Origin of the sequence: Microvirga antarctica, from assembly GCF_017921815.1 — a bacterium.
Taxonomy (GTDB): domain Bacteria; phylum Pseudomonadota; class Alphaproteobacteria; order Rhizobiales; family Beijerinckiaceae; genus Microvirga; species Microvirga antarctica.
This window is the reverse complement of sequence record NZ_JAGEMM010000008.1, coordinates 94,457-110,190: the sequence shown is the minus strand read 5'-3', so window position 1 is coordinate 110,190 and position 15,734 is coordinate 94,457. Positions and strand designations below refer to the sequence as shown.

General features: G+C 65.6%; 13 protein-coding genes. 10 read left to right on the top strand and 3 right to left on the bottom strand.

Annotation, left to right across the window (positions count from 1 at the left end; genetic code table 11):
• Positions 1–43 precede the first annotated feature (43 nt).
• From J4G32_RS19525 to J4G32_RS19515, 3 genes are all read left to right on the top strand, one after another.
• Complete coding sequence (locus tag J4G32_RS19525; protein ID WP_343232691.1) at positions 44–1,882, top strand: tetratricopeptide repeat protein; 1,839 nt, start codon at positions 44–46, stop codon at positions 1,880–1,882.
• 136 nt (positions 1,883–2,018) lie between these two features.
• Positions 2,019–2,888, top strand: a complete 870-nt coding sequence (locus J4G32_RS19520) for a 4-(cytidine 5'-diphospho)-2-C-methyl-D-erythritol kinase (RefSeq protein ID WP_210497233.1) — start codon at positions 2,019–2,021, stop codon at positions 2,886–2,888.
• A gap of 69 nt (positions 2,889–2,957) precedes the next feature.
• Positions 2,958–3,644, top strand: a complete 687-nt coding sequence (locus J4G32_RS19515) for a glutathione S-transferase family protein (protein ID WP_210497232.1) — start codon at positions 2,958–2,960, stop codon at positions 3,642–3,644.
• 48 nt (positions 3,645–3,692) lie between these two features.
• Here J4G32_RS19515 and J4G32_RS19510 read toward each other — a convergent pair whose 3' ends face one another.
• Positions 3,693–4,712, bottom strand: coding sequence for a polyprenyl synthetase family protein (locus tag J4G32_RS19510; protein WP_210497231.1), 1,020 nt, complete (start codon positions 4,710–4,712; stop codon positions 3,693–3,695).
• A 112-nt stretch (positions 4,713–4,824) separates the two neighbouring features.
• Between J4G32_RS19510 and J4G32_RS19505 the strand changes: the two genes are divergently transcribed.
• Together J4G32_RS19505 and J4G32_RS19500 are read left to right on the top strand one after the other, a co-directional pair.
• A complete protein-coding gene (locus J4G32_RS19505; RefSeq protein ID WP_210497230.1) occupies positions 4,825–5,049 on the top strand; it encodes a putative signal transducing protein in 225 nt (74 codons plus the stop codon).
• The gene (locus J4G32_RS19500) at positions 5,042–5,782 is read left to right on the top strand and encodes a tRNA1(Val) (adenine(37)-N6)-methyltransferase (RefSeq protein WP_210497229.1); all 741 of its coding nucleotides are present in this window, start codon (positions 5,042–5,044) and stop codon (positions 5,780–5,782) included. The genes J4G32_RS19505 and J4G32_RS19500 overlap by 8 nt, the downstream gene beginning before the upstream one ends.
• Before the next feature lie 48 nt (positions 5,783–5,830).
• Here J4G32_RS19500 and J4G32_RS19495 read toward each other — a convergent pair whose 3' ends face one another.
• The gene (locus J4G32_RS19495; RefSeq protein ID WP_210497228.1) at positions 5,831–6,139 is read right to left on the bottom strand and encodes a hypothetical protein; all 309 of its coding nucleotides are present in this window, start codon (positions 6,137–6,139) and stop codon (positions 5,831–5,833) included.
• 175 nt (positions 6,140–6,314) lie between these two features.
• On the opposite strand from J4G32_RS19495, the gene J4G32_RS19490 reads away from it, so the two are divergent.
• The 4 genes from J4G32_RS19490 to J4G32_RS19475 all read left to right on the top strand — a co-directional run bounded on the left by J4G32_RS19490 (position 6,315) and on the right by J4G32_RS19475 (position 11,171).
• Complete coding sequence (locus tag J4G32_RS19490; protein ID WP_210497227.1) at positions 6,315–7,214, top strand: S49 family peptidase; 900 nt, start codon at positions 6,315–6,317, stop codon at positions 7,212–7,214.
• A 91-nt stretch (positions 7,215–7,305) separates the two neighbouring features.
• Positions 7,306–8,250: a glycine--tRNA ligase subunit alpha gene (locus tag J4G32_RS19485; protein WP_210497226.1), complete on the top strand. Its 945-nt coding sequence runs from the start codon at positions 7,306–7,308 to the stop codon at positions 8,248–8,250.
• 49 nt (positions 8,251–8,299) lie between these two features.
• Positions 8,300–10,426: a glycine--tRNA ligase subunit beta gene (gene glyS, locus J4G32_RS19480; protein WP_210497225.1), complete on the top strand. Its 2,127-nt coding sequence runs from the start codon at positions 8,300–8,302 to the stop codon at positions 10,424–10,426.
• Between the two features lie 94 nt (positions 10,427–10,520).
• A complete protein-coding gene (locus J4G32_RS19475) occupies positions 10,521–11,171 on the top strand; it encodes a L,D-transpeptidase (protein ID WP_210497224.1) in 651 nt (216 codons plus the stop codon).
• A gap of 60 nt (positions 11,172–11,231) precedes the next feature.
• On the opposite strand, the gene J4G32_RS19470 is transcribed toward J4G32_RS19475, so the two are convergent.
• A complete protein-coding gene (locus J4G32_RS19470) occupies positions 11,232–12,617 on the bottom strand; it encodes a calcium-binding protein (protein ID WP_210497223.1) in 1,386 nt (461 codons plus the stop codon).
• 254 nt (positions 12,618–12,871) lie between these two features.
• Here J4G32_RS19470 and ppdK point away from each other — a divergent pair, with 254 nt between their 5' ends.
• On the top strand, positions 12,872–15,550 hold the full coding sequence (gene ppdK / locus J4G32_RS19465; protein ID WP_210497222.1) for a pyruvate, phosphate dikinase: 2,679 nt from the start codon (positions 12,872–12,874) through the stop codon (positions 15,548–15,550).
• Positions 15,551–15,734: the final 184 nt, after the last annotated feature.

Here is a 15,734-nt window from a genome sequence, read left to right as displayed (position 1 = left end):
ATCCCCTCCTGCCGGGATGCTGCGATCAGTGGAGCCGCGTTTAGTGCCAACTTTCAATCTGCCTTCGGCCCGCAAAGGCCTGTCCGTCGTTGCGCTCTCATTGGCCGGCCTTGTCGCCGCTCCGGCTTTCGCAGCCAGCACCGATCCATCCGAAACCGTCCGGCCCGCGGCGAGCCTCGAGGGCAATTTCCTCTCCGCCTATGTGGCGGGTGCGGCCCGCGACACGGCGGCCGCCACGGTGTTCTTCCGCGAGGCGATCCAGGACGATCCGCGCAACCAGGAACTGCTCGAGCGCGGTTTCGTGGCGTTCCTCGGCAATGGCTCCATGAACGAGGCCTACCGGGCGGCCGAACGGCTGGCGACCCGCGATCCGTCCAACAACCTCGCCCAGTTCGCGCTGGGCGTGCGCGACATTCGCGACAAGCGTTACGCGGAAGCCCGGGCCAAGATCAACGGAAACGGGCGCGGCCGCCAGGCCGACCTCACCGCGACCCTGCTGACCGCTTGGGCCTATGCGGGCTCCAAGGACGGCAAGCGCGCGCTCGCCGCCGTTGACCGCCTCAAGAACGAGCGCGCTTTCAACCAGTTTCGCGAATACCACGCGGCCCTCATCGCCGACGTTGTGGGCAATCCGGTGGAGGCCGAGAAGCGTTTCAAGGCGGCCTATGAGGGGGAGCGGAACACGCTTCAGGTCGTGGATGCCTACGGCCGGTTCCTCGCCAAGCGCGGACGGCGCGACGAGGCTCTGGCGATCTACACGACCTTCGATCAGGCCCTTCCCCGTCACCCGGTCGTGCGCTCCGCTATCGAGACCCTCAAGGCCGGAAAGCCTCTGGCGCCGCTGGTGACCACCGCACAGGAAGGTGCGGCGGAGCTCCTGTATGGGCTCGGCGTGGTGGGTAACACCCAGGGCGACGAACTCACGGCGATTATCTATCTCCGGCTGGGTCTCGATCTCGATCCCAATCATGGGCTGGCGCTGGTCACTCTGGGCGACGTCTACGAGCGCCTGAAGCAATATGACCGGGCGAACGAGGTCTTTGCCCGCGTTCCCAAGGATTCGCCGGTCCGCGCAAGCGCCGATATCACCATGGGGCAGAATCTCGAGATGCTCGGTCGCGGCGCGGAGGCCGAGGGCCATCTCAGCCGCCTCATGAAAGAGCGGCCGCAGGACGTGGAGGTGGTGGTCGCGCTGGGCAACGTGCAGCGCTCGCGCAAGCAATTCACCGAGGCCGCCGAGACCTACAGCAAGGCGATCGAATTGATCGGGACGCCTGATCGCAGCCAGTGGCTGCTCTTCTTCTATCGCGGCACCTCCTATGAGCGCGCCAAGCAATGGGAGAAGGGCGAAGCCGACCTGAAGAAAGCGATGGAACTGGTTCCAGACAATCTCCCGCAAGGGAAGGCGCAGGTGCTGAATTATCTCGCGTATTCCTGGGTCGACCAGAACCTGAACATCGATGACGCCTTCAAGATGCTGACACGGGCGGTGGAACTCGCGCCCCGCGACGGCATGATCATCGATTCGCTCGGCTGGGCCTATTTCCGCATGGGCCGCTATGACGACGCGGTCCGCGAGCTGGAAAAGGCGGTCGAGCTGAAGGCCGGCGATCCAGTCATCAACGATCACCTGGGCGACGCCTATTGGCGGGTCGGGCGGACGAACGAGGCGAAGTTCCAGTGGAATCACGCCAAGGATTCGAATCCCGAACAGGAGGATCTGATCAAGATCCTGAAGAAGATCGACAACGGCATGCCCGATTTGAAGCCGGCGGACGCCAAGCCGGTCGATTTCAAGCCTGCCGACGTCAAGCCGGCTGAACCCAAGCCTGCTGACGTCAAGCCTGAGGCCGAAGGCGAGAAACAGACGCCTCCGACCTGATCGGGATGCCTCGTCCCTGCCTCAGCTCGCTCATGCCTCTCCCCGTCGGGGAGGGGGGATGGGCGGCTGGCGCCGGATCTCGCCCCGCAGGACGCTTCCTCTTCCCATCGGCTCCCCTGTCATGCATGGAACGGCGATGTCGCGCCCTCTCGTCACCCGTGCCCCTGCCAAAATCAACCTGAGCCTTCATGTGCTCGGGCGCAGGCCCGATGGCTATCACGAACTCGACAGCCTCGTGGTCTTCGCAACCACCGGCGATACGCTGAGCCTGATGCCCGGCCCTGAACTGGTCCTCGAGGTCACCGGTCCCACGGCCTCGCAGGCTGGCGGTCACGCTGACAATCTTGTCATCAAGGCTGCGCGACAGCTCGGCGAATTGGTCGGCGGTCTCAAGGGGGGAGCGTTTCACCTCATCAAGCGGCTTCCGGTGGCCGCGGGGATCGGCGGCGGGTCGTCCGATGCAGCTGCCGCGTTGCGGCTGCTGGCGCGCCACAACAATCTGCCCCTGTCGCATCCGGTTTTGCGCGAAGCTGCCCGTCTCACCGGGGCCGATGTGCCGGTCTGTCTGGAGGCGCGCGCCCGTTTCATGGGCGGGACGGGAGAGGTTCTCGGACCGGCCCTGCGGCTTCCGCGTTTGTCCGCCGTGCTGGTCAATCCGCGTGTCCCCGTGTCCACGCCGGAGATGTTTCGCGCGCTCGGACTGTCGGTGAGCAGCCCCGCACCGCCCGCCATTGCGCCGCTGACGGCGGCGTCCGCCGATGATCTCCTGGCGGTCCTGCAGGGCATGCGCAACGATCTCGAGGCCCCGGCCTGCCGCCTGCAGCCGATCATTCGTGAAAGCCTTGACCTGTTGGGGCAAACGCCAGGATGCCGCCTTGCCCGCATGTCGGGTTCCGGCGCGACGGTGTTCGGCCTGTTCGACGATGCCGCCTCGGCGGCCGCGGCTGCAGCCCGCATCGGCTCCCAGCGACCCGGCTGGTGGGTGAAACCGACGACGTTGCGCTAAGGCTTGGCTGTTTCCCAGCGGCTCCGTTTCGCCTATGAGATCCCGGCGCTGCATTTTTAGGGCCTCGCCATGATCGAGCTTTTCATCGGCAACAAGAACTACTCGTCCTGGTCGTTGCGGCCGTGGCTGCTGATGCGCGAATGCGCCATCCCGTTCAAGGAACGCCTCGTGCCGTTCGACGAGGGTGCGAGTTACGACATCTTTCGGTCGTTCTCGCCCACCGGCCAGGTGCCGGCGCTGCACGATGACGGACGGGTGATCTGGGAAAGCCTCGGGATCACGGAATATCTGGCCGAACGCTATCCCGGTGTTTGGCCCGAGGATCCGGCCGCCCGTGCCTGGGCCCGGTGCGCGGCGGCAGAGATGCATGCGGGGTTCGCGAGCCTGCGGTCTCGCTGCCCGACCAATTGCGGCCTCCGGGTCCAGCTTCATGAGTCTCCCCCCGCGCTGGTGCAGGACGTTGCCCGCATCCAGGAATTGTGGGGGGAAGGGCTCGGGCTTTTTGGCGGACCGTTCCTCGCAGGGGAGCAGTTCAGTGCGGTGGATGCCTTCTTCGCCCCCGTCGCCTTCCGCGTCCAGACCTACGACCTGCCCCTCGATGCGCCATCCCGCGCCTATGTTTCCCGCCTTCTCGCGCTTCCGGGAATGCGGGACTGGGAGGCAGCGGCTTTGGCCGAGACGGCGCGGCCGGAGAGCCACGAGGCAGGCGCGCTCGCCGCGGGGATCGTGCTTGATGACCGGCGGGCGAGAGCCTGAACGATCCGGCTGCCGTCAAACGGCGCTACCGAGCGGACCTGCCGTGCTCTAATGCGCGCGGGCAATGCAGAAATCGACCGTATCGAGCAGAGCCTGCTTCATCGGTCCGTCCGGGAAGAGGGCAAGCGCGTCGCGCGCCATGGCGCCGTAATGACGGGCCCGCTCGACCGTGTCTTCCAAAGCCCGATGCCGGCGCATGATGGCGATGGCCTTGTCGAGATCCGCCTTTTCGACCTCGCCTGCCTCCAGCACCCGCTTCCAGAACACCCGCTCGTCCGGCGAGCCGCGGCGGAAGGACAGCACCACCGGCAGGGTGATCTTTCCCTCGCGCAGGTCGTCGCCCACATTCTTGCCCAGGACGGCGGCGGTGCCGCCATAATCCAGCGCATCGTCGACGAGCTGGAAGGCGATGCCGAGATTCATCCCGTAGGACCGGCAGGCGGCCTGCTCGGCCTTGGGCCGTTCGGCGATGACGGGGCCCACCTCGCAGGCGGCGGCGAACAATTCGGCGGTCTTGCCGCGGATCACCGCGAGATACTCGTCCTCGGTGGTTTCCGTGTTCTTGGCGGCGGCAAGCTGCATCACCTCGCCCTCGGCGATGACGGTGGCGGCGGCCGACAGGATGTCCAGCGCGCGCAGCGAGCCGACCTCGACCATCATGCGGAAGGCCTGGCCCAGCAGGAAATCGCCCACCAGGACGCTCGCCTCGTTGCCCCACTTGATGCGCGCGGCGACGCGCCCGCGCCGCATGTCGCTTTCGTCCACCACGTCGTCGTGGAGGAGGGTGGCGGTATGCATGAACTCCACGCTGGCGGCGAGTTTCACGTGGCCGTCGCCCGTATAGCCCGAGAGGCCCGCCGTCGCGAGCGTCAGCATGGGCCGCAGCCGCTTGCCGCCCGACGAGATGAGGTGATTGGCCACCTCCGGGATCATCGTCACCTCGGATCCGGTGCGCGACAGGATCATCGCGTTGACGCGCTCCATGTCGGCGGCCACGAGGGAGACGAGCCGTTCGATGCTCGAATTCCGGTCGGGATGCTTCTCTTCGAATGGTACGACGACGCCCACGCCTGAAAACCCAGGTTGCCGGTCCCGAAGGCCGGTAGGAATATGAAGTTACCGTGGCATGGTGATTCCCGTGCTGCAACGCGAAAGCTTGCCGCAAGGAGACCATGTCCCGATGATCGAAATCGTCCGCACGAGCGATGTCGTTCTGCTCGGCTTCCTACAATCCTTGTTGGAGAACGCCAACATCCCCTTTTTCGTCGCCGATGTGCACATGAGCGCGCTGGAGGGGATGATCGGGGCGTTTCCCCGGCGGATCCTCGTGCCGGAGGACCATGTTCCGCAGGCCCGCCGGCTCATCGGCGAGGCGGGGTTGCAGGCCGAATTGCTGCATGATTGACGTCACGGATGATTCGCTGCTGGGCGGACGGGTCGCCCTGCGCCAACCCGCGCGGGGGCACCGGGCGGGGACCGATGCGGTTCTGCTGGCGGCTGCGGCCGGGGCGCAGCCGGGCGACACGATCGTCGATGCGGGCGCTGCCACGGGCGCTGTCGGGCTGATGGTGGCGTCCCGGGTGCCGGCTGCCCGCTATGTCTTCGTCGAGCGCGACCCAGATCTCGCGCGCCTCTGCGGCGAGAATTGCCGGACGGCAGGACTTGGCGCGGACGTGATCGTGGCCGATCTCCTCGATCGGGTGTCGCGCCAGAGCGCTGGGCTTCTGGCCCACTCGGCCGATCTGGTGCTCACCAATCCGCCTTTTCTGGAAGAGGGCCAGTCGCGGATCTCGCCGGATGCGCGCCGCGCCGCAGCCCACGCCCTGCCTGCCGGCGGCCTCGAATTCTGGCTGAAGGCCAGCCTCTCCTTGCTCCGGCCGAAAGGGCGCCTCGTGCTCATCCATCGGGCGGACAGGCTGGATTCGTGCCTTTCTGGTCTCGCCGGGCGGCTTGGCGGCCTGGCCATCCGGTTCGTCCATCCGCAGGCGGACAAGCCCGCCATTCGGGTGATCCTGTCCGGAATCGTGGGCAGCCGCGCACCGTTGAGCGTGCTGCCGCCGGTCATCCTCAACGATGCCGCCGGGCGGTTCACGCCGGCGGCGGAAGCGCTTCACCGGGGCGAGGCCACCCTGTCATGAAAACGGGCGCCGCGAGGCGCCCGCTCAGCCGTTGGCGGCCGATCCCGATCAGCGGCAGATGCGCACCGGCCGTTGGACCCAGCGCCAGCCGTTCCACGCCCGCTCCATGCGAACGAAGCAGGGCGGACCCACAAAGGCGGGGCGGTAGTAGCCGTGGCGGCGATGACGATAGCCGTCGCCATACCCTTCGCGCTCGGGGCCGGGATAGAAGGCTGGGCGGTAGCCGCGGTCGCCGTGATAGTCCCGCGGCGGATGGCGATAGCCGGGCTCGTAGGGCTGGGCGCTCGCAGGTTGCGCGGACAAGGCGCCGAACCCGATGGCAGAAAGGCCGGCGATGGCAAGAAGCATCTGACGCATGAAAACTCTCCTGACCCGGGGCAGCGGTCATATCGCAATAATGTTTCGACTTGCCCTGTTCTAGTCAGGATTGTTTAAGCGATCGTAACTGAATGGTTGGGCGGATATCCCGTTGCCGACCGTTCAGCATCGGCTCCCGACTGGCGTATCGCCGCAAAGCCATTACATCAGGGCGATGTCCGCAAAACCCATTTCCTCCTATCTGCCCGAGCGCCTTCATTTCCTCATCCCGCGCCGTTTCCGCGTGCGCCATCCGGTGGTGCCGGTGGTGCGGCTGAGCGGGGCGATCGGCGCCGTCATGCCGCTGCGGTCGGGCCTCGCCATGGCCAATGTGGCGCCGCTGCTCGAACGGGCGTTTGCCGTGCCGGACGCGAAGGCGGTGGCCTTCGTGATCAACTCGCCGGGTGGATCCGCCGCCCAATCCCATCTGATCTTCCGGCGCATCCGGGCGCTGGCGGAGGAGAAGGGTCTCCCGGTCTTCGCCTTTGTGGAGGATGCGGCGGCCTCGGGCGGCTACATGATCGCCTGCGCGGCGGACGAGATCTTTGCCGATCCGGCCTCCATCGTGGGGTCGATCGGCGTCGTCTCGGCCGGTTTCGGCTTCGACCGCTTCATCGCCCGCTTCGGCATCGAGCGCCGGGTCCATACGGCGGGCGAGAACAAGGCGATGCTCGATCCCTTCCAGCCCGAAGACCCCAAGGACGTCGAGCGGCTCAAGGCCCTGCAGCGCAGCATCCACGACGTCTTCGAGGGCCTCGTGCGCGCCCGTCGCGGGGCGAAATTGTCGACCGACAACCCGGACCTGTTCTCGGGCTCCTTCTGGGTGGGCCAGGAGGCCCTGTCCCTAGGTCTCATCGACGGTCTGGGCGATATCCGCTCCATCCTGCGCCTGCGCTTCGGCGACAAGGTCGACCTCAGGATGATCGAGCCTGCCCGTCCGCCGCTGCTCGGGAGGCTGATGGGTCGCCGGGCGCTCGGCCAAGTAGGCCAAGTAAGCCAAGTGAGCCTTCTCGACCCGGCCGAGATGATCGGCGTGCTGGAAGAGCGCCAGAGCTGGGCGCGTCTTGGGCTTTAGGAGGATCTCGCGTCAGGCCGAACCTTGACTTGCGGGGGACGTCATCCCAAGGGTTCGGCCCAGCGTTTCAACCACCAATCCGGTTTCCAGCATGACCCGCGAACCCGCGCATATGAACCCCGCGCGCTCCTTTCAGGGGCTGATCCTGACCCTGCAGCGCTTCTGGGCCGAGCAGGGCTGCGTCATCCTGCAGCCCTACGACATGGAAATGGGGGCCGGCACCTTCCATCCGGCCACCACCTTGCGGGCGCTCGGTCCCAATCCCTGGCGGGCGGCCTATGCCCAGCCCTCGCGCAGGCCCAAGGACGGCCGCTACGGCGAGAATCCCAACCGGCTCCAGCATTATTACCAGTTCCAGGTCATCCTGAAGCCGAACCCGCCTGACATTCAGGATCTCTACGTGAAGTCCCTGGAGGCCATCGGCATCGACACGGCCCTCCACGATATCCGCTTCGTCGAGGACGATTGGGAGAGCCCGACGCTGGGCGCCTGGGGGCTCGGCTGGGAATGCTGGTGCGACGGCATGGAAGTCTCGCAATTCACCTATTTCCAGCAGGTGGCGGGTTTCGAATGCGCGCCGGTGGCGGGCGAGTTGACCTACGGGCTCGAGCGGCTGGCCATGTATCTGCAGGGCGTCGAGTCGATCTACGATCTCAACTTCAACGGTCTCGACGGCGACCGGAAGGTCACCTACGGCCAGATCTTCAAGCAGGCCGAACAGGAATTCTCCCGGCATAATTTCGAATATGCCGATACCGACATGCTGTTCCGCCATTTCCGCGATGCGGAGGCCGCCTGCCGCAAGTACCTGGCCGATGGGGAACCCGAGGCCGGCGCCAACGATAACCGGCATCTCATGGCGCTGCCGGCCTATGACCAGGCCATCAAGGCCAGCCACGTGTTCAACCTGCTCGATGCCCGCGGCGTCATCTCGGTCACCGAGCGGCAGAGCTACATCCTGCGCGTGCGCGAACTCGCCAAGGCCTGCGGCGCCGCGTGGCTGCGCACCGAAGGCGGCGGCCTCGCTTCGGCCTAGTCGTCCCGCCACCATCCCATACCCGACACGATCCGGACGGACCCCGCTCATGCCCGACCTTCTCCTCGAACTCTTCTCCGAAGAAATCCCGGCCCGCATGCAGCGCCGTGCGGCGGAGGATCTGCAGAAGCTGGTGACGGACGCGCTGGTGGAACGCGGCTTCGTCTATGAGGGCGCGAAAGCCTATGCGACGCCCCGGCGGCTGGCCCTGAACGTGGTCGGCCTGCCGGTCAAGGGCCAGGACGTGCGCGAGGAGAAAAAAGGCCCCCGGGTGGGAGCCCCCGATGCGGCCGTGCAGGGCTTCCTGAAAAGCGCCGGGTTGTCGTCAATCGACCAGGCGACGATCGTGTCCGATCCCAAGAAGGGCGAATTCTACGTGGCGCTGATCGAGCGCCCCGGCCGCGCCACCCAGGACGTGCTGGCCGAAATCCTGCCGGCGATCATCCGCAGCTTTCCGTGGCCGAAATCCATGCGCTCGGGCGCATCCTCCGTCGAGCCCGGCGCGCTGCGCTGGGTGCGGCCGCTGACCTCGATCCTGTGCACGTTCGGGCCCGAGACCGAGGAGCCCGAGATCGTGCGCTTCTCCATCGACGAACTTGCCTCGGGCGACATCACGCAGGGTCACCGCTTCATGGCGCCGGGCCCCATCAAGGTGCGCCGTTTCGACGATTACGCGCCCTCGCTCCAGCGCGCCCGCGTCATTCTGGACGCGGACCTGCGCAAGGACATCATCCTGCACGACGCGAGAGACCTCGCTTTCGCGCAGGGGCTCGAACTGGTCGAGGACGAGGGCCTGCTGGAAGAGGTCGCGGGTCTCGTGGAATGGCCCGTGGTGCTCATGGGCACCTTCGACGACTCGTTCCTGGCGATCCCCCCGGAGGTGATCCGCACGACGATCCGGGCGAACCAGAAATGCTTCGTACTGCGCGATGCCAGCACGGGCGCGCTCGCCAACCGGTTCCTGCTGACCTCGAACCTCGTCGCCAGCGACGGCGGCGCCACCATCGTGGGCGGCAACGAGCGGGTCGTGCGCGCCCGCCTGTCGGACGCCAAGTTCTTCTGGGAGACCGACCAGAAGGTGCGGCTCGAGGACCGGCTCGAAAAGCTGAAATCCATCGTGTTTCATGAAAAGCTCGGCACGCAATATGAGCGCGTGGAGCGGATCGCCGCGCTGGCGCGCGAACTTGCGCCGCTCACAGGAGCGGATCCCGATCTCGCCCTGCGCGCCGCGCGTCTTGCCAAGGCCGATCTCGTCACCGAAATGGTTGGCGAGTTTCCGGAGTTGCAGGGGCTGATGGGGCGCTATTATGCGACCCTGCAGGGCGAACAACCAAGCGTGGCGGCGGCGATCGAAGAGCACTACAAGCCGGTCGGTCCCTCCGACACCGTGCCAACCGATCCCGTCGCGGTAGCGGTGGCGCTCGCCGACAAGATCGACATTTTGACGGGCTTCTGGGCCATCGACGAGAAGCCGACGGGATCGAAGGACCCCTATGCCCTGCGGCGTGCGGCGTTGGGCGTCATCCGGCTCATCCTCGACAACGGTCTCAAGATCAATCTCAGGCAGGTTGTGGACGGCCATCTCGCGCGTTTCGCGGCAAATCGCTCGGAAACCGAGAACGCCTTTCTGGTCGAAAACCTGCTCAGCTTCATCGAGGATCGCCTTACCGTACTGCTGAAGGATCAGGGCGCTCGGCACGAGCTTCTGGGCGCCATTCTGGGACGTTACTCGCTTGCGGCCGGAAGCCAGCTCATCGTCATTCCGGAGCGGGTCGACGTGCTGGGGCGGTTTCTCGAATCCGACGAGGGGAAAAACCTGCTGGCCGGTTATCGGCGCGCGGTCAACATTTTGCGGATCGAGGAAAAGAAGGATGGGCGTTCCTATGTGGAAGCGCCCGACGCAGACCTCGTCCGTGAACACGGCCAGCCTGAAGAAAAAGTGCTGTCCGAAATTCTCGAGACGACGGCGCGGCACTCTCGCGAACATGTGATGCGGGGCGATTTCGCCGGCGCCATGCTGGCGCTCTCCGAGCTTCGCCCCGCCGTCGATGCGTTTTTCGAGACGGTGACGGTGAATGCCGACGACAATCGCATCCGCCAGAACCGCCTTCGCCTGTTGAGCGCCATTCGCGAGACGATGCACAATGTCGCAGATTTCTCGTGCATCCCGGGATAGGGCGACATTCCACCGCGCTGTTGCGCGACTGTCACAGCCATGGGGACTGAGTCGGGTTAGGCAGGCGGCAACTCAGTTTCCTTTGGAATCACACATGATCGCCCGCCGCCTTCTCGTTCTCGGTCTCATGAGCGCGTCGCTCGCAGCCTGCCAGACCGCCCAGATGCAACCTCAGGTCAACGCCTCGGCCGATCCCTATGCGGGTTGGTATGTGGGCGCTGTCGAGGACAAACCGTTCAACATTCCCCTTGTGGACCGCACCAAGATGGAGCCGCAATACGCGCGCCAGGTGGTGGAATACAAGGGCAGCGAGCAGCCGGGCTCCATCGTCGTCGATATCGACGATCGCCATCTCTACCTCGTGCAGCCCGACCAGAAGGCCATCCGCTACGGCGTCGGCGTCGGCAAGCAGGGCTTCTCCTGGAAGGGTGTCGCCTCGGTCGGCCGCAAGGGCGTTTGGCCCGCATGGTCGCCCACCAAGACGATGGTGCGCATCAAGCCGGACCTTCCGACCTATCGCGAGGCCGGCCTCGAGAACCCGCTCGGCGCCCGCGCGCTTTATCTCTACCAGAACGGCGGCGACACGCTGTTCCGCATCCATGGCACCAACGAGCCGTGGAGCATCGGCGAGCAGGTCTCGTCAGGCTGCGTGCGCATGCTGAACGAGGATGTGGCCGATCTCTACGATCGCGTGCCCGTCGGCACGACGGTTTACGTCAAGCGCAACGGCCGCAACCGCGTCTAAGCACTTCGCGCGGGACCAAACGACGGAAGGCCGGGCGTTGTCCGGCCTTTTTTGTTGCGCTCAGATGACGAAGAAATCCGACGCGGTGAGCGCCACCCCCTTGCTCAGTTGAGCGAACTTCACCGGCGCGCTCCCCCCCGTGCCGTCCTGATCGTAGAACAGAGCGCCTGAGGCCTTGTCGTAGAGGATGCGGTCGGAGGAATCGTGCGCTTCCTTGCCGGCGAAGAACGCCGCCGCCTTGATCTTGGTCGGGTGGGTGGCGCTGCCGCTGCCGATGCCTTTGAAGATGCTGTTATCCAGCCACACCGAATCGTCCTTGACGTTGAAATCCTTGATCTGATCGACGTTGAGCACCTTGTTGAGCTTGGTGGTGAAGGCGAACGCGTCCCGTCCTGCGCCGCCGGTCAGGATGTCTTTTCCGAGGCCGCCATAGAGCGCGTCGTTGCCGGCCTGTCCTGACACTTTGTTGGCGCCCGCATTGCCGAAGATCGCATTTGCGAAGGCGTTGCCGGTGAGCGACAGGCCTGTCTTGGCGCCGGCATCGGCGGCGCGCAGGATCTCAACGGCGGCGAGCGCTCCCAGCGTGTAACTCACGCTCGAGAGCACGGTGTCGACGCCCTCGCCCGACACCTCGACGACGACATCGCCCCGGTTGTCGACCAGATAGGTGTCGTTGCCGAGCCTGCCCGTCATCGTGTCGGCGCCCCCGCCGCCATCCAGCCGATTGGCGAAGGCGTTGCCGAAGAGTTCGTTGGCGAAGGCATTGCCCGTGAGGCCAATTCCGCCCGCCGCCGCATCCGCGCTCATCCGCTCCACCGATACGCCGCTGCCGAGCTGGTAGGTGGCGGTGGTGACGAGGGAATCGAAGCCCTCGCCATCCTGCTCAACAATGATGTCGAGCGCGCTGTCGACGGCATAGAAGTCGTTGCCGTCATGCCCGACCATCCGGTCGGCGCCGCGCCCGCCATCAAGGGTGTCGTTCCAGCCGCTGCCGGGGAGCGTGTCGTTGCCGCCACCGCCGTTGAGGATCAGGGTCGAGCCTCCGGTATCGATGCGCTGGGATTGCCGCAGCATCGAGTCCGGCGTCATGTCCATAGATGCGTTGATCCTCACGCCGCCGAGCAGGCTGGTGTTGCTGCCCAGCGTAATGGCCAAGGTAGCAAGCTGGCGCTGGGGGAGGCCCCCTTCATTGACGGCGAGGATTGCCGAGGTGATCAGACCTTCGACCCCGCCATCTCCGGCCACAATACCGAACGTGGTGCCGGTGAACCGGGTCGAGTAGGAGAACGTTGGGTCGGGGACCCCCTTCGCGATCAAAAGATACTGGCTTGAGGCCGTCGTTGGCTGGGTCGATGAGCCGCCCCATTGTGTCGCCAGAGTTCCCGGAAAGAACAGCCCGAGATCGACCCCGCCCGGATCGGTAACCGTGTAGGTGAAGACTGCCATCCCTCGCTCCTATTGACGACGCCCGGCTCCCGGCCCGGCAGCGGCTCAGCACGCCCCCGTTCAGCTTTTCCTGAAGAGTACTTTACGTAACGTCATCTCCGAAGAACTCTTTGGCGCTGCCAGGATGTGCCGTGCGCCCCCGCACAACGCTCCCAAAAGGCCGGAACTTGGCCGTTCAGGTTGCGTTTTGCGCCCGTTTGCTTCAAGCCAGCACCTGCATGTCAGCAGGGTAAGTCTAGCCAAAGGGTCGATCGATGACGCAGTGGGTGTATGCTTTTGGTGATGGGAAGGCTGAGGGCGATGCAGGGTTGAAGAACCTGCTCGGCGGCAAGGGCGCCAACCTCGCGGAAATGTCCAATCTCGGCCTGCCGGTGCCTCCCGGTTTCACCATCACGACCGAACTCTGCACCTATTACTACGATCACGGCATGACCTATCCGGCCGAGTTGAAAGCGCAGGTCGACGACGCCCTCGACCATGTGGGCCGCCTCAGCGGCCGGGTGTTCGGCGATGCGCAGAACCCGCTCCTCGTCTCGGTCCGGTCGGGCGCGCGCGCCTCTATGCCGGGCATGATGGACACCGTGCTCAATCTCGGGCTGAACGACGTGACGGTGGCAGCGCTCGCCGCCGGCGCCGGTGACGACCGCTTTGCCTATGACAGCTATCGCCGTTTCATCACGATGTACGCCAACGTGGTGCTCGATATCGGCCACCACCATTTCGAGGAGGCCCTCGACGAGTACAAGGACCGTCGCGGCTATACCCTCGACACCGACATGACCGCCGAGGATTGGAAGGCGCTGATCCCGCGCTACAAGACCATCGTCGAGAAGCAGCTCGGGCGGCCGTTCCCGCAGGACCCGCAGGAGCAATTGTGGGGCGCCATCGGGGCCGTGTTCGGTTCGTGGATGAACAACCGCGCCATCAAGTACCGTGAGCTGCATGCGATCCCGGCAAGCTGGGGCACCGCCGTCAACGTGCAGGCGATGGTGTTCGGCAACATGGGCGAAACCTCCGCGACCGGGGTCGCCTTCACGCGCAATCCGTCGACCGGCGAGAGCGAGCTCTACGGCGAGTTCCTCATCAATGCGCAGGGAGAGGATGTGGTGGCGGGCATTCGCACGCCGCAGGACATCACCGAGCGCGCCCGCATCGCGTCCGGCTCCGACAAGCCATCGATGGAACGCGCCATGCCGATCGCCTATGGCGAACTGGTGCGCATCTACGGCATTCTCGAAAAGCACTACCGTGACATGCAGGACATGGAATTCACGGTCGAGACCGGCAAGCTCTGGATGCTCCAGACCCGCAACGGCAAACGCACCGCGAAGGCCGCGTTGCGGATCGCGGTCGAACTCGCCAGCGAAGGCCTCATCACCCAGGAAGAGGCGATCAACCGGGTCGATCCGGCTGCACTCGACCAGCTCCTTCACCCAATGATCGACCCCAAGGCCGACCGCAAGATCGTGGCCTCGGGCCTGCCCGCCTCGCCGGGTGCCGCCTGCGGTGAGATCGTGTTCAATTCGGACGATGCGGAGGCGGCGCGCAAAGCGAGCCGCAAGGTCATTCTCGTGCGCGTCGAGACCTCGCCGGAAGACATTCACGGCATGCATGCGGCCGAGGGCATTCTCACCACGCGCGGCGGCATGACCTCGCACGCGGCGGTCGTCGCGCGCGGCATGGGCAAGCCCTGCGTGTCCGGCGCGGGCTCGATCCGCGTCGATTATGCGGCGCAGACGCTGACGGTGGCGGGCGTCACTCTCAAGAAGGGCGACGTGATCACGGTCGATGGCGGCACCGGCCAGGTGCTGCTCGGCCAGGTGAAGATGCTCGAGCCCGAATTGTCCGGCGAGTTCGCGACCCTGATGGGCTGGGCCGACAAGGTGCGGCGCATGAAGGTGCGGGCGAACGCCGAAACGCCGCTCGATGCGGAGACGGCGCGCAATTTCGGCGCCGAGGGCATCGGCCTGTGCCGCACGGAGCACATGTTCTTCGAGGGCGACCGCATCGTTGCCGTGCGCGAGATGATCCTGTCCGACGACGAGGCCGGCCGCCGGGCGGCGCTCGCCAAGCTGCTGCCGATGCAGCGGCAGGATTTTGCCGCCTTGTTCAAGATCATGCACGGGCTTCCCGTCACGATCCGCCTGCTCGATCCGCCTTTGCACGAGTTCCTGCCGCATTCGGATGCGGAGATGGAGGAAGTCGCCAAGGCCATGAACGCGCCCGTCGAGAAATTGCGCCGTCGCGCGGTGGAATTGCACGAATTCAATCCGATGCTGGGCTTTCGCGGCGTGCGGCTGGCGATCGCCTATCCGGAAATCGCCGAGATGCAGGCCCGCGCCATCTTCGAGGCGGCGGTGGAGGCTGGCCGCGAAAGCGGCGAGCCTGTGGTACCCGAAATCATGGTGCCGCTGGTCATGACCAAGGCCGAGCTTGACCTGGTCAAAGCCCGCATCGTCGCCATGGCGGACGCAGTCGCCAAGGAGACCGGCGTCGCCGTCGAATATCAGGTCGGCACGATGATCGAATTGCCGCGCGCCGCCTTGCGGGCCGGCGACATCGCGGAATCGGCCGAGTTCTTTTCGTTTGGCACCAACGACCTGACGCAGACCGCGCTCGGCATCTCCCGTGACGACGCGGCCTCGTTCCTCGGCTCGTACACACAGAAGGGCATTCTCGCGGCCGATCCGTTCGTCACCATCGACCAGGAAGGCGTCGGCGAATTGATCCGCATGGCGGTCGAGCGGGGGCGCAAGGTGCGCCCGGACATCAAGCTCGGCATCTGCGGCGAGCATGGGGGCGATCCGGCCTCGATCCATTTCTGCAATGAGACCGGGCTCGACTACGTGTCGTGCTCGCCGTATCGCGTGCCCATCGCACGGCTTGCCGCGGCCCAGGCGGCGCTCGGCGAAAAGGCCGCCAGCCAGGCCTGATCGCCCGGGCATTCCCGTGGCCGATGTCGCGAGAGATCGGCCACGCCTGCCGGGGGCTGTCCCGACCGATCCTTCGACCGCGCACCTGCTACAAACGGGCGCTTGCGTGATGTTGAAGTGCAACGTTATATTGCATAGGCTCCTGATCCTGCCATGAGGCGAGGTGAACGCGTCCACCCGAAGC